The following is a 13,378-nucleotide window of genomic DNA, read 5'->3' as shown; positions in this document are numbered from 1 at the left end:
GCCTGCCGTCGACTACTGGTTCTGCGGCGGCAGCGCGGCGATGAACGGGTGGTCGCGTTCGATCAGGCCCAGCTTGGAGGCACCACCGGGCGACCCGAGGTCATCGAAGAACTCGACGTTCGCCTTGTAGTAGTCCTTCCACTCCTCCGGGGTGTCGTCCTCGTAGAAGATCGCCTCGACCGGGCACACCGGCTCACAGGCTCCACAGTCGACGCATTCGTCCGGGTGGATGTACAAGGACCGCTGGCCCTCGTAGATGCAGTCGACGGGGCACTCTTCGATGCAGGCCTTGTCCTTCACGTCGACACAAGGCTGCGCGATGACGTAGGTCACGCTGTCGTTCCTCCTCGGTAGGGCGTTGGCTCTCGCGCGGGAGCGCGGCGTCGTCGATGCCCACCCCTAGTATCTCCGTTCGCGGGCACGAACCGAACAGGAGGGGCGGAGAGAGCTGTGGAATTCACCATCGGCGGACAACTCGAAGTCCGAATTACACCGGCTGACGTGGGCAAACGGGTATCAGTCCGGCGTACGCCGGAGGACGGCCCGCAAGGGGCGAAATTCACCGACACGGTCGGTGTTCTCACATCGTGGGACAACGGTGTGCTGTCGATCACAACGAAGGGCGGAGATTCCGTCCGTATCCCCGAATCGACGCTGGTGGCGGGCAAGGTCGTGCCCGCCGCCCCGGCCCGGCGGCGCGGTCCTGCGGCCTCCTTCGACGAGCTCGCGCCCATCTGTGCCCGCGCCTGGCAGCCGGTGGAGAGCGAGCCGCTGGGCGACTGGCGGCTGCGCGCCGCCCGGGGTTTCACCCGCCGCGCCAACTCCGTGCTGCCGCTCGGCGATCCGGGCATGCCGCTCGACGAGGCGCTCGGGCGCGTCCGGCGGTGGTACGAGGAGCGGGAGCTGCCCGCGTACATCCAGACGGCGACCGGTGCGGAGGGTACCCAGGAACTGCTCTGCGCCGAGCTGGAGGAGCGCGGGTGGCGGCGTGAGGTGACGGCGGAGGTACGGATCGCCGCGCTGGCACCGGTCGGCGATCTGGACGCCGAGGTGTCCCGGGTGCGGCTGAGCCGGGACCTCGACGAGGCGTGGCTCTCCCGCTACCAGCGCTTCGAGACGCCGGGGCCGCACGTCCTTCAGGTGCTGCGCGGCGGTCCGTCGGTGTGGTTCGCCGCCGTGCCCGGTGACGCCGCAGGCGCGGCGCCCGCCGCGATCGGGCGGTGCGTGGTGGACGGGCGGTGGGCCGGTTTCATGGCCGTCGAGGTGGACCCGGCGCACCGGCGGCGCGGGCTGGCCTCCGCCGTGATGACCGCGCTCGCCCGCAAGGCCCTGGACGAGGGCGCTTCGGCGGCGTGGCTCCAGGTCGAGACGGACAACGACGCGGCACGGGCGCTGTACGAAGGCATGGGGTTCGCGGTCCATCACCGGTATCACCACTTCCGGTCGGCGTGACGGGGCGGGAGGCGCGATGAGTCCTCACGAGTCCGACCGGCCCGGGCGCCGGGGCCGGGACGAGCTGTACCGGCGGTTCGCCGAGGAGGCGCGCGCCGAGCGGCCGGATCTCGCGCTGCTCTGCCTGTTGCTGGGCGCGGTGGCCGACCCGGCGCTGGACGCGAACGGGACCGACGCCGCGCAGATCGAACTGGACGAGCTGGCGGGGCGGCTCCCGTACGGGGTGCGGGGCGGCCGGGCCTGGGCCTCGGCCCTGGCGGAACTGCTCGGCGAGCGGTGCGGTTTCGCGGGCTCGCCGGCGGACTACCAGCGGCTGGAGTCGTCGCTGCTGCACGAGGTGCTGCGGCGGCGGCGCGGGCTGCCGATCCTGCTGTCCGTGGTGTGGATCGAGGTGGCGCGGCGGGCGGGCGCTCCGGTGTACGGGGTGGCGCTGCCCGGCCATTTCGTCGTCGGGTTCGGCGATCCGGCCGAGCGGGTGCTGGCCGATCCGTTCGACGGTGGCCGCCCGATGACCGGGCAGGACGCGGAACTGCTGGTGGCGGGGGCGACCGGGGAGCCCCTCCACGAGTCGATGCTGGTGCCGGCGCCGCCGCTGGAGATCGTGCTGCGGATCCTGAACAACATCAGGGCGTGGGCGGCCACCCGCCCGGAACGGACGGACGTGGCCCTCTGGGCGGTGGACCTCTCGCTGCTGCTGCCCTCGCACCCGGCGCGGCTGCGGTACGAGCGGGCGCAACTGCTCGTGCAGAGCGGGCAGTTCCTGCGCGGGGCGGCGGAGATGGAGGAGTACGCGGAGGTCGTCGGCAAGGTCGAGCCCGACGCGGCGGAAGCGATCCGGCGGAAGGCGCGGGCGGCGCGGGCGATGCTGAACTGAGCCCCGCGGGATGCGCGGGCCCTCTCGCGCCCCCGTTCCGCCACCCCGTTCCCCTACGCCCCGTTCCTTCACCCCCCGAGCCCCCAGGCCCGTGCCTTCACCCCCGCCCAGCCCCAGGCCCGTGCCTTCATCCCCGCTCCCGCACCGCCGTCGCCAGTACCTCGGGGGCCGGGCCCTCGTGCACGATGCCCAGGCGTTGCGTGGCCCGGGTCAGGGCCACGTACAGGTCGTTCAGGCCGCGCACCGAACGGTCGAGGACGGCCGCGGGGTCGGCCAGCAGTACCGCGTCGAACTCCAGCCCCTTGGCCTGCCGCACGCCGAGGACCACGACCCGGTTCTCCAGGTCGGGCTCCTCCCCGTACGCCGTGCCGGGCACCGCACCGGCCACCGCGGCCCCCAGTTCGTCGCGCCGCGCGTCGGGGACGATCACGGCGAGCCTGCCCTCGTCCAGCGCCGCCGCCTCCTTCGCGGCCAGGTCGGCGAGGGTGCGGGCGGTGTCGTCGGTGCGCAGCCGCCAGGAAGCGACACCCGACTCCCGTACCGAGCGCGGCGGCTCGAGCCCGGGGCCGAGCGCGGCGAGCACATCCGTGGTGGACGCCATGATCTCGGCGGGCGTCCGGTAGTTGACGGTGAGCGACGCCTGCCGCCACCGGTCGCCGATGTGCGGGGTGAGTGCGGAGGCCCACGAGGAGGCCCCGGCGGCGTCGCCGGTCTGGGCCACGTCGCCGACCAAGGTCATGGAGCGCGTCGGGCAGCGCCGCATCAGCAGCCGCCAGGCCATCTGGGACAGTTCCTGCGCCTCGTCGACGATGATGTGCCCGAAGACCCAGCTCCGGTCGGCGAAGGCCCGTTCGGCGACGGTGCGGGTGGTGCGTTCCTCGTGACGGTCGGCGAGGGTCCGCGCGTCGACCAGTCCGGCGAGGCCGCCCTCCTCCTCGTCCTCGGCGTCGCCCGCCGCGAGGTCCAGGACGCCCTGCGCGTACGCGACGCCCTCGGCCCGCTCGCGGGCGGCGGCGGCCTCGGCCGCGCGGTTGTCCTGGCCGAGCAGTTCGGCGGCCTCGTCCAGCAGCGGTACGTCGGCGGCGCTCCAGCCGCCGTCGCCTTCCGGCGCGCGGAACAGCAATTCCCGTTCCGCTTCGGTGAGTCCGGGCGCGGCGGAGTCCAGGAGCGCGCGCTGTCCGTACAGGTCGGTGAGGAGCTGCCGCGGGGTCAGGGGCGGCCACAGGGCGTCGAGCGCGGCCCGTACGTCGGCGTCGGCGGCGAGCAGGCGCCGGGCGTCGTCGATGTCCTGCGCCTCGGTGCGTTCCCGCGCGGTGGCCGAGTCGTCGTCGCCGAGCAGCCCCGGCAGGGCGTCCAGGTCGGCGCGTACGGCCCGGTCGAGACCGGCCTCGGCGAGCACCTCGGCGATGTCCGCCTCCAGCCGGTCGGCGAGGTCGCGGGTGGCGGCCACGGACCGCCGGGCGAGCGCGTCCACGATCTCGCGCCGGAAGACGGGGGCGGCCAGGTTGTGCGGCAGCCGGGTCGCGCGGGCGGTGTCGGCGGCGCGTACGCACTCCTCGTGGCCGAGGCGGACGACGTCCCCGTCGAACTCCACCTCGATCCCGTACCCGGGTGCCGTGGGCACCTGCCGGTCCCGGACCGCCGCGGCGATGACGGCCGCCATCTCCGTACGCCCCTTGAGCTCGGCGGTCTCCGGTGCCTCGGCGCGGTCCGCGCGGATCCCCGGGTACAGCTCTCCGACGGTGGACAGCAGCACGCTGTTCTCGCCGAGACCGGGCAGCACCTGGCCGATGTACCCGATGAAGGTGGGGTTGGGGCCGACGACCAGCACACCCCGGGAGGCAAGCTGCTGGTGGGTGTAGAGCAGATACGCGGCCCGGTGCAGGGCGACCGCCGTCTTGCCCGTGCCGGGGCCGCCCTGGACCACGAGGACGCCGCGGTGGTCGGAGCGGATGATCGCGTCCTGCTCGGCCTGGAGGGTGGCGACGATGTCGTGCATGCGGCCGGTGCGCCCGGTGTCGAGGGAGGCGAGCAGGGCCGCCTCGCCGGTCAGCTCGCTGTCCGGCACACCGTCCCGGTCGAGCACCTCGTCGTCCAGCCGGACGACCCGCCGGCCTCGGGTTGCCAGGTGGCGGCGCCTGCGCACCCCGTGGGGGGCCGCGGGCGTGGCGACGTAGAACGCGCGGGCCGCCGGGGCGCGCCAGTCGAGCAGCAGCGGGTCGTCGTCGGCGGACTCGGCGGGCAGCCCGATCCGGCCGATGTAGTGCCGTTCCCCGTCGCGCAGGTCGAGCCGCCCGAAGCAGAGCCCGTTCTCGGCGGCGTCGTACCGCGCGACCTGCCCCGCGTACCGGGCGGCGGCGCTCTCCCGCTCCAGCCGCCCCTGCCGGGTACCGCCGGTCTCCCGCAGCACACCGGCCAGCTGACGCCCGGCGTGCTCGCGAAGGGCCTCCACGCGGGCATGAAGCATGTCGAGATGGTGCTGTTCGTGGTCGATCTCAACTCTGGACAACGGTGCACTGACTCCCTGCGGGCGGTGGTGGGCGGCAGGGAGCCAGGGTGCCTTACAACGGGGCAGAACGGGAGCCGTGCAGGTCGGCGGACGTGTGTACGGGTGGGGACGTGCCGGGGCGGCGCGTGGTAGTCAGGAGTGGTGATCAGTCGACTCCCGCTCGATGAGCAGCTTGCCGCTCATCCGCAACGAGGCACGGGGGCATCTCTGGTACGAGGAGAAGTACGGCACACCGTGCCCGCCGCACGACTCCACCGAGTCGGCGATCGACAGCTTCGCGGCGACGACGTGCTGCCTGGGCGTGCGGCTGGAGGCCCACGGCCGGTGGCGGGTCTGTGTACCGCACGGACTCTCCGATGTGTTCGGCCTGGTCGTACGGCCGAACCCGGTGCCGGCACCCCGCGAGGTGCACGAGGCGAAGGCCGCGCGCCGGCAGGGGCAGTGGCCGGCGTTGACGGTGCTGCCATGGCCGAACCGCCCGGCGTCCGTGTCCCCCACGGCCGCCGGACAGGGCTGAGCCCCACCACTGAGTCCAGCTGCGGACGGGCGGATCTCCCTGCGGCCGAGCGCTCTGAAAGGCCCGTTGAGGAACGCCGCTCGTGGAGTCGCCGGAATACCCCCGAAGACGGCCGAATCGGCCAACGACAGCTCCAGAGAGGCTGTCGTCGGCCGATTGGATCGCTGCACCCAGTTGAGCTGCCCGCCTAGGTGGTGGGGCGCAGACGCCGCCTGTTCATGACGACGATTGCCGAGCCACCCAGGGTGAGCAGAAGCGCCGAACCGGCCATGACGGCGAGTTCCGTCTTCGTTCCCGTTTTGGCCAGCTGTTCGCGGCCCTTGTCGCCCTGGTAGCCGCCACCGTGGTAACCGGCACCCTCCTTCCCACCACCTTGGTAACCGCCACCGTGGTAACCGGCACCCTCCTTCCCACCACCTTGGTAACCGCCACCGTGGTAACCGGCACCCTCCTTGCCACCACCTTGGTAACCGCCACCGCCACCGTGGTCACCGGCATCCTCCTTCCCATTGCCTTGGTAACCGCCACCGTGGTAACCGGCACCCTCCTTCCCACCACCTTGGTAGCCGCCGCCGTGGCCCTCCTTGCCACCACCATGGCCACCGCCACCGTGGTCTCCGCCGTGGCCACCGCCACCGTGGTCACCGCCGTGGCCACCGCCACCGTGGTCACCGCCGTGGCCACCGCCACCGTGGTCACCGCCGTGGCCACCGCCACCGTGGTCACCGCCGTGGCCACCGCCACCGTGGTCACCGCCGTGGCCACCGCCCGATCCGGTAGGTCCAGTAGGCCCTTCCGGACCGGCGGGTCCGGTCGCGCCCGTCGCACCGTTCGGACCCGTCGCACCCGTCGCACCGTTCGGACCCGTCGCACCCGTCGCACCGTTCGGACCCGTCGCACCCGTCGCACCGTTCGGACCCGTCGCACCGTTCGGACCCGTCGCACCGTTCGGACCCGTCGCACCGTTCGGACCCGTCGCACCGTTCGGACCCGTCGCACCCGTCGGTCCGGTCGGGCCCGTGGGCCCGGCAGGCCCGACCGTGCAGGCCGCCCTGGTGATCGTGTTGGTGTCCAGGGTGACCGCACCGTTGCGCGCCAGGGCCCGGCCCTCGATCGCCGTGCCGGTCTGTGCCGCGATGGAAGTCAGGGCCAGGATGTTGCCCTTGAAGAAGGAGTTGGTCCCAATGGTGGCCGAACTGCCCACCTGCCAGAACACATTGCACGCCTGAGCCCCATTGATGAGGCTGACATTGCTCGCCGACCCCGTGATCAAAGTGCTGGCAATCTGGAAGATGAAGACAGCACTGGGGTCCCCCTCCGCATCGAGGGTGACGGTACCGCTGTTCGCCAGCGGCCCGGTGGAGTTGTAGACGCCGGGCGTCAGCGTCACTCCGGCGAGATCCCCCGCCACGCTGGCGGTCGGAGCTCGACCGGCCGCGTCGTTGTAGGCGATGGTCAGGTCGGACTGGGCCTGGAGAGCCGCGGCGTTTCCCACGTTCTGAGAGCCGTTGACGATGCCGGGCGGAAATCCCGTCACCGAGGACCCCGGGCTGAGCCCCAGGTCTCCATTGATGACGCTGGGGCCGGTGTTGGTGACGGTCGAACCGGCCAGCACCGCGTAGCTGGTGTCGGTGCCCAGCGCCACCGGAGCTTCCGCCCCATAAGCAGCGGAAGCCCACAACGTATTGGCGCTCAGCACGGTCACGCCGGACAACACGGCGAAGGTCGCCCTGAGCCAGATGCGTCTGCACCGAGTGGGCGTACGACCGTCTGGACGAGGAGCGGACGGGATAGCAGCCACAGCCATGGAAGGTGACCTTTCTCTTTCCTGAGGAAGTGCGGCTGCCGACCCGTAGTCAGTGTGCCCAGGCCACGGAGATGCACCTGAGCCACCGCGGCCGCTGGAGCGGAAGACCGCAGAGCATGCACCACCACATTCGGAAAGTGACAGCCCGTCACTTTCCGTTCATGGAGTGCGCGGTTCATGGGAACATATGATGAAATTAAAGCCAGTAGGCGCGGGGGTGACCTGCCCGCCTTGCGCCTTACCCTCACGCCATCGGCGGCACCGCGTGACTCGTCCGGCTCACCGTTCCACAGTCGCTTCCGGGCAGACTCGCGCATGGGATGCCCCGTGGGGACGAGCCTGCTACCGGAAGTCCCCTTGTCCGGCGACCCTGCGCACCGTGTGCAGCAGGTACTCCTTGCGGTTGAGGGGATCGCGGTCGGTGCGCGGCCGGGCCGGGGGCGCACCCCTGACCGCCCGATAGGAGTCGAATTCGGATTCCAGGACCCCTTCGCCGCGCGTCAGGGCCGGGAGCCGCTGTTGCAGTCCGTGGACCCGGGCCGCCGGAATCTCTCCCTCCAGCACGCATACGGCACCGTGCGGGGCCGGTGTCCCGGGGACGGCACCCAGAGGTGCGAGTACGGGCAGGACCGGGCCGAGCAGGTCCGTGGGGAGTTCCAGCCGGAAGCGGTGCATCGGTTCGTGGACGGTGGTGCCGGCCTGCTTCAGCGCGCTCATCAGGACCAGGGGGGTCAGATTGCGGAAATCCCCGGCGGTACTCGACATGCTCTTGTCGAAGACACCATGGGAATGGCTCTGCCGGGGCCAGTAGCCGGAATGCGTCATGGTGACGACGCAATCGGTGACCTGCCAGCCGTGAATTCCTTGCCGCAGGGTCTCCCCGACGGTCTCCTCCACCGCTCTCATCAGCGAGTACGGCATCGATCCGAGTTCCACCTCCAGCCGGTATTCGATGCCGCTGCCGATCGGTGCCGGATCGACCCGAAGGCCGACGGTCGCCAGAAAGGGATTGGGGTCCTGGCCGATGATCTCGTACGCCGCACCGCTACCGTTCGGCCGCTCCAGGCAAATGGTCGTGGTCTCGCGGAAGGTGACATCGATTCCGAATTCATCGGCGAGCGTCGCCTGGATCACTTCCTTCTGCACCTCGCCGTAGAGCGAGACGGACACTTCTTTCCGGATGCCGTCCTGACGCAGATTGATCAATGGGTCCTGTTCGGCGAGTTGCGCGAGAGCGAAATGCAGCGCGCCCCTGTTCACCGGAGCACTGGGGGCCACGACCGATTCCAGTGTCGGCGGGGCGAACCAATTCCGCCGCCCGGTCGTGTCCGGTTCGCCGACCGTGTCGCCGACCCGGATGTCGCCGAGCCCCCGGAGCCTGGCGATCCGGCCGGCTCCGACCGCCGCCTCGCGCAGGGCCGAACCGCGGTCGAAGACGCTGATCGCGGTCACTTTCCCCTCACCGCGGCCGCCCCCGCCGCCGCCCGCGTGTCCGTCGCTCCGGCCGAACGGCAGCCGGTCGCGGATCCGTACCGTGCCCGAGAACATCCGGACGTACGCGATCTTCTCGCCGCCCGGCCCCCGCTCGACCTTGAAGACGGTGCCCGACACCGGCCCGTCGGCATCGCCCGCGCTCGCGGGCAGCAGCTCCCTGACCCCGCTGATCAGGGCGTCCACGCCCACTCCGGTGATCGCCGACCCGAAGAACACCGGATGCACCAGCGCCTGCCCGGTCTGTACCGCCAGCTCTTCACGCAGCCTGCGGTACGGGAGCGGCGCCGCGTTCTCGACGTACGCGGCCAGCAGCGCGTCGTCCTGGTCGGTGAGAAGCTCGGCCAGCCGGTCCGTGAAGCCCGGGTCGGCCCCGGTGTACGGCGTACAGCGGGCGTCCCGGCAGCCCCGCCCGTCGACCGATCCCATGGCGATCACGGCCGGGGTGAGTTTTTCCGAAATGCTCCGCAGAAGGGATTCCTCCTGCGCACCGCCGCGATCGACCTTGTTCACGAAAATGAGCGTCGGAATGCGCAGGCGCCGCAGCGTCCGCATCAGAACACGGGTCTGCGCCTGTACGCCCTCCACCGCGGAGATCACCAGCATGGCACCGTCGAGCACGTTGAGCACCCGTTCCACCTCGGCGATGAAATCCGGGTGGCCGGGTGTGTCGATCAGATTGACCGTGATGTCATCGATGGGAAACGAGACGACGGCGGACTTGATCGTGATTCCGCGCTCTCGTTCCAGCGCCAGGGAATCGGTCTGGGTGTTCCCGTCGTCGACGCTGCCGATCTCGTCGATAACACCGGCGGTGTGGAGCAACCGCTCGGTCAGGCTCGTCTTACCGGCGTCGACATGCGCCAGAATTCCCAGATTCAGCGTGTGCACGAAACTCCATGTCTTCAAGATCGGTGACAATTTCCGTCTGAATGAACATGAGAGTTCCGCGCATGATCTTCTCCTCGGTCGATCGAGTGCTGGACGGGGAGTACAGCAGGCGGCCACCCCGCGCTGCAACCGATTTACCAGCCGGGCATTCACTGAGCCGGGGATGCCTGCCGGAACCTGCGTGCCCGCCTCCTGCGCTTTCATACCCGGCAGCCGAGGACAAGCAGATCAGTGTCTACGCATCGGCGGGCCGCGTACGCCGTTATGCAAATTCAAGGTATGGCTCCGGGCGGAGTCCCGCCGGGCACCGCGCGCGCACGTCTCGCCGGACAAGGAGAGCAAGTCTTCTCAACTCCATGTCCCCAACGGGCCGTTCAAGCCCATCGGGGGTCATTGCCGAGCCGGGCGGCGATTGGGCCGCCGCGCCAAAGCGTCGGCAAACGAGTGGACGGTCGTCGCCCAAACCTCACGTGGCACTGCGTGCAGTCCAACGGGTGATTATTGGCTTTTCGCCACCCGAAGGGCCCACGACATGGCCCCGATGCGGCATTTTGCGCTGGCGCGAAGTGACATTCGGACTGACGGTAGATCATGTCGCCACTGCGCCACACTGAGTCGACCCCCTGTCACTCTCCGCAGTTGCGGCGGAAGGAATGTGTTCAGATGCGCTCTGCCCGCACACTGTTCGCTTCGGCCGCTGTCACCGCGGTCCTTGCCATTACCGGTCCCTCCGCCTACGCCATGGCCACGGCCGCGGATTCGGGACACCACAAGGGATCCTCGTCCTCGCACAGCGACAAGAACGGAAGGTCCGACTCTGACGAAGGCGGTCGCGGCGGCGATGAGGGTGGCCGCGGCGGCGATGAGGGTGGCCGCGGCGGCGATGAGGGTGGCCGCGGCGGCGACGAAGGCGGCCGCGGCGGCGACGAAGGCGGCCGCGGCGGCGACGAAGGCGGCCGCGGCGGCGACGAAGGCGGCCGCGGCGGCGACGAAGGCGGCCGCGGCGGCGACGAAGGCGGCCGCGGCGGCGACAAGGGCAAGCCCAGCGGCGGCGTTCAGGCCGGCGGCGGCTTCATGGCCCGGGTCGTCACCGGCGACGAAGGTGGTCGCGGCGACGACGAAGGCGGTCGCGGCGACAAGGGTGGCCGCGGCGGCGACGACGAGGGCGGTCGTGGCGGCGAGAAGGGCGGTCGCGGCGGCGACGATGAGGGCGGTCGTGGCGGCGACGAAGGCGGCCGCGGCGGCGGCGATGAGGGCGGTCGTGGCGGCGACGAAGGCGGCCGCGGCGGCGGCGATGAGGGCGGTCGTGGCGGCGACGAAGGCGGCCGCGGCGGCGACAAGGGCAAGCCCAGCGGCGGCGTTCAGGCCGGCGGCGGCTTCATGGCCCGGGTCGTCACCGACGACGAAGGCGGTCGCGGCGGCGACGAGGGTGGCCGCGGCGGCGACGAAGGCGGTCGCGGCGGCGACGAGGGTGGCCGCGGCGGCGACGAAGGCGGTCGCGGCGGCGAGAAGGGCGGTCGCGGCGGCGACGAAGGCGGTCGCGGCGGCGAGAAGGGCGGTCGCGGCGGCGACGAAGGTGGCCGCGGCGGCCGTAACGAGGGCAAGCCCAGTGGTGGCGTCAACGCCGGTGGCGGCGGGATGGCTACGACCAGCAGCAACCTGGCTGCCGGCTCGGCGCTGCTGATCGGTGGCATCGGCTTCGGTGCATACAAGCTGCGCCGTCGCCAGTCGTCGGGCGGTGCGATCGCCTGACCGGGCCCAACGGCTGACCGGTCGTTTCGTTTGTCGCGGCCGTCGTCCCTCGGGGCGGCGGCCGCGGCGGCTTCGATTGCACCACCGCCCCCACCCCCGCATCCCCTCTCCCCTCTCCAACACCGCACAACCGAAAGGCACGTTCCCATGGCCGCCCCGCAGTCTCCCGGCTCCATCCCAACCCGGACTGCCCCCGGAACCACACTGGGCCGCGCCTTGATGTGGCCCGCCGTGGCAGCCGGGGTCGGCATGCTCCTGATCTACAACTCGATCGAAACCTCGGTCGACGACAAGCCGTCGGCCCGACCCGCCGCCATCGCGCCCGCGGCCGTACCCGAGGTCCTCGGCTCCCATGCCGCGCCCCGACCCGTCACCCCGTCGGCGCCCGCCGTCGGCCCGGCGATGTCGCGTTCCGTCCCGACGCGGCTGCAGATTCCGTCCCTCGCCGTCAAGGCACCGTTCACCGACCTGTCCATCGGCGCCGACGGTCAGCTGAACCCGCCGCCCCCGAACGACAGCAACTTGGTGGGCTGGTTCAAGGGCGGTGTCACCCCTGGCGAGCGTGGTGCCGCGATCGTGGCGGGCCATGTCGACACGACGACCGGTCCGGCCGTGTTCCTGCAGCTCCAGTTCCTCAAGCCGGGTTCCACGGTCGACATCACCCGCGCCGACGGCTCGGTCGCCACATTCAAGGTCGACGCCGTCGAGACGTTCAGCAAGGCGAAGTTCCCGAACAAGCGCGTCTACTCGGACACCCCGTCCGCGCAGCTGCGCCTGATCACCTGCGGCGGCCCGTACAACAGGAAGGCCAAGCACTACGAGGACAACGTGGTGGCCTTCGCCCACCTCGAATCCTCCAAGAATGGCTGACGGCCGGTCGGCGATCGACGCCGGGGTGCGACCATCCGCCGGACCGCAAACCGTACGGGGCGGTGCGGACCCCGAGTCCGCACCGCCCTCGCGCGTGCCGGGACCGCCGTTAGGTCCTGTCCGGCGGATCACGTGGCTGCCGGGGTGGGCGAGGGTTGGGGGTTGACCTCAAGTCTGGTTGAGCTTCTAGGTTCGGGGGCGCCGATGTCGACGTACCGGAGAGGAACGGCCATGAGGACGCTGGTGCTGGGAAGGACGCCCGTCAGGGTGACGGAGGTGCTGGCCACGCTGCGCGCGGACGGCTTTGACGCGGAGGGAGTGAGCACCGACGAGGAGGCTCGGAAGCTGTTGGCGACCGAGGAGTTCGGGGTGCTGATCATTGGCGGGGGTGTGGAGCCGGACTCCCGCGCAGCGATCAAGGAGTTCGCGGCGGAGCACCGGGTGCGGCGGGTACTCGACGGCGCGCTGACGGAGCCGTTCGACACCTACGTGCGGCGGGAGTTCGAGCCGCTGATCCGGGAGGCCGCCGCCAAGGGCTGACGGCCATGGTCCGCCCGTGCGTTGATCCGGGCGGACCCCCTCACCCGCACAGCACTAGGTGTTCTGTCCGGCGGATTAAGGCGTCGTAGGCTCCAGGACATGCACGGCACCCTGACGGCGCATGCCCGGTGTCTCTACGGAGATGAGTACCGACCCACGCCGGAGTGCAGCCTCGAACACCGAGAGCACTACTTCGTCGAGGAGCTGACCTTCGCCGACGCGGATTCGATCCTCGCCATGCTGCGTGAGCTGTGCCCGCACATAGTTGATGGCCGCCTGCCGGTCTGGGTCCGCAACCTGTCCTATCGACTAGTGCTCTTGCAGCGACCGGACGAACCAGCGCTGATGCGAGAGGCTGCCGAGAACCTGTGGCTGCACGGACCGGACTGGGACGACATCGCCACAGACCTGACGAGGCAGGCAGACGCTCTTGGAACAGGCTGATCACGGCCTGAGCCAGAGGCGGATCGAGGCCACGGGGCGTTCCGGCGCTTGTACATCTCCTTGTCGAAGCCGGCGGGCCTACCTCCTCGACTGCCGCGGCGCCGGCGGTTGGCCCGCTGGTCCTTCGGTTCCGGGATGGCGTGCTTGATCTGGCGTCTGCACAGGTAGCGGCGGTTGCGCTTCACTTCATGCGTCCGGTGATTCTCGATCCCGGAGCCGCGTCGCACCATC

Annotated in this window: 10 protein-coding genes and 2 pseudogenes; 7 read left to right on the top strand and 5 right to left on the bottom strand. The window is 70.9% G+C overall.

Annotated elements, in window-relative coordinates:
• Positions 1-12: 12 nt before the first annotated feature.
• The gene (gene fdxA / locus OG306_RS25295) at positions 13-333 is read right to left on the bottom strand and encodes a ferredoxin (protein WP_037688837.1); all 321 of its coding nucleotides are present in this window, start codon (positions 331-333) and stop codon (positions 13-15) included.
• Positions 334-450: 117 nt separating this feature from the next.
• On the opposite strand from fdxA, the gene OG306_RS25290 reads away from it, so the two are divergent.
• Together OG306_RS25290 and OG306_RS25285 are read left to right on the top strand one after the other, a co-directional pair.
• Positions 451-1,452, top strand: a complete 1,002-nt coding sequence (locus OG306_RS25290) for a GNAT family N-acetyltransferase (RefSeq protein ID WP_266748356.1) — start codon at positions 451-453, stop codon at positions 1,450-1,452.
• A 16-nt stretch (positions 1,453-1,468) separates the two neighbouring features.
• On the top strand, positions 1,469-2,326 hold the full coding sequence (locus tag OG306_RS25285; protein ID WP_266748355.1) for a transglutaminase-like domain-containing protein: 858 nt from the start codon (positions 1,469-1,471) through the stop codon (positions 2,324-2,326).
• 127 nt (positions 2,327-2,453) lie between these two features.
• On the opposite strand, the gene OG306_RS25280 is transcribed toward OG306_RS25285, so the two are convergent.
• A complete protein-coding gene (locus tag OG306_RS25280; RefSeq protein WP_327349365.1) occupies positions 2,454-4,835 on the bottom strand; it encodes a HelD family protein in 2,382 nt (793 codons plus the stop codon).
• 181 nt (positions 4,836-5,016) lie between these two features.
• Here OG306_RS25280 and OG306_RS25275 point away from each other — a divergent pair.
• Positions 5,017-5,352 (top strand): annotated as a pseudogene (locus OG306_RS25275) (nucleotidyltransferase family protein); the annotation flags it as partial.
• A gap of 187 nt (positions 5,353-5,539) precedes the next feature.
• On the opposite strand, the gene OG306_RS25270 reads toward OG306_RS25275, so the two are convergent.
• Together OG306_RS25270 and OG306_RS25265 are read right to left on the bottom strand one after the other, a co-directional pair.
• The gene (locus OG306_RS25270) at positions 5,540-6,997 is read right to left on the bottom strand and encodes an ice-binding family protein (protein ID WP_371665637.1); all 1,458 of its coding nucleotides are present in this window, start codon (positions 6,995-6,997) and stop codon (positions 5,540-5,542) included.
• 504 nt (positions 6,998-7,501) lie between these two features.
• Positions 7,502-9,541 (bottom strand): elongation factor G, encoded by a 2,040-nt coding sequence (locus OG306_RS25265; protein ID WP_266748352.1) that lies wholly within the window; start codon positions 9,539-9,541, stop codon positions 7,502-7,504.
• A 663-nt stretch (positions 9,542-10,204) separates the two neighbouring features.
• Here OG306_RS25265 and OG306_RS25260 point away from each other — a divergent pair.
• From OG306_RS25260 to OG306_RS25245, 4 genes are all read left to right on the top strand, one after another.
• Positions 10,205-11,293 carry a hypothetical protein gene (locus OG306_RS25260; protein ID WP_371665636.1) on the top strand — a complete coding sequence of 363 codons (1,089 nt, stop codon included), beginning with the start codon at positions 10,205-10,207 and terminating at the stop codon, positions 11,291-11,293.
• Positions 11,294-11,440: 147 nt separating this feature from the next.
• The gene (locus OG306_RS25255; protein WP_266748350.1) at positions 11,441-12,163 is read left to right on the top strand and encodes a class F sortase; all 723 of its coding nucleotides are present in this window, start codon (positions 11,441-11,443) and stop codon (positions 12,161-12,163) included.
• Between the two features lie 231 nt (positions 12,164-12,394).
• The gene (locus tag OG306_RS25250) at positions 12,395-12,703 is read left to right on the top strand and encodes a hypothetical protein (RefSeq protein ID WP_266748349.1); all 309 of its coding nucleotides are present in this window, start codon (positions 12,395-12,397) and stop codon (positions 12,701-12,703) included.
• Positions 12,704-12,802: 99 nt separating this feature from the next.
• Positions 12,803-13,147, top strand: coding sequence for a hypothetical protein (locus OG306_RS25245; RefSeq protein ID WP_371665635.1), 345 nt, complete (start codon positions 12,803-12,805; stop codon positions 13,145-13,147).
• 38 nt (positions 13,148-13,185) lie between these two features.
• On the opposite strand, the pseudogene OG306_RS25240 reads toward OG306_RS25245, so the two are convergent.
• A pseudogene (locus OG306_RS25240) lies at positions 13,186-13,329 on the bottom strand (IS5/IS1182 family transposase); the annotation flags it as partial.
• Between the last annotated feature and the right edge of the window lie 49 nt (positions 13,330-13,378).

This window comes from Streptomyces sp. NBC_01241 (assembly GCF_041435435.1).
Lineage (GTDB): Bacteria > Actinomycetota > Actinomycetes > Streptomycetales > Streptomycetaceae > Streptomyces.
Note: the sequence above shows the minus strand (reverse complement) of the source record. Positions and strands in the feature narration are given on the sequence as shown.

Bases quoted from the DNA above. Each gene is read 5' to 3' on its own strand.
- OG306_RS25285 (WP_266748355.1), top strand. From the start codon at position 1,469: ATGAGTCCTCACGAGTCCGACCGGCCCGGGCGCCGGGGCCGGGACGAG.
- OG306_RS25260 (WP_371665636.1), top strand. From the start codon at position 10,205: ATGCGCTCTGCCCGCACACTGTTCGCTTCGGCCGCTGTCACCGCGGTC.
- OG306_RS25245 (WP_371665635.1), top strand. From the start codon at position 12,803: ATGCACGGCACCCTGACGGCGCATGCCCGGTGTCTCTACGGAGATGAG.
- OG306_RS25255 (WP_266748350.1), top strand. From the start codon at position 11,441: ATGGCCGCCCCGCAGTCTCCCGGCTCCATCCCAACCCGGACTGCCCCC.
- OG306_RS25250 (WP_266748349.1), top strand. From the start codon at position 12,395: ATGAGGACGCTGGTGCTGGGAAGGACGCCCGTCAGGGTGACGGAGGTG.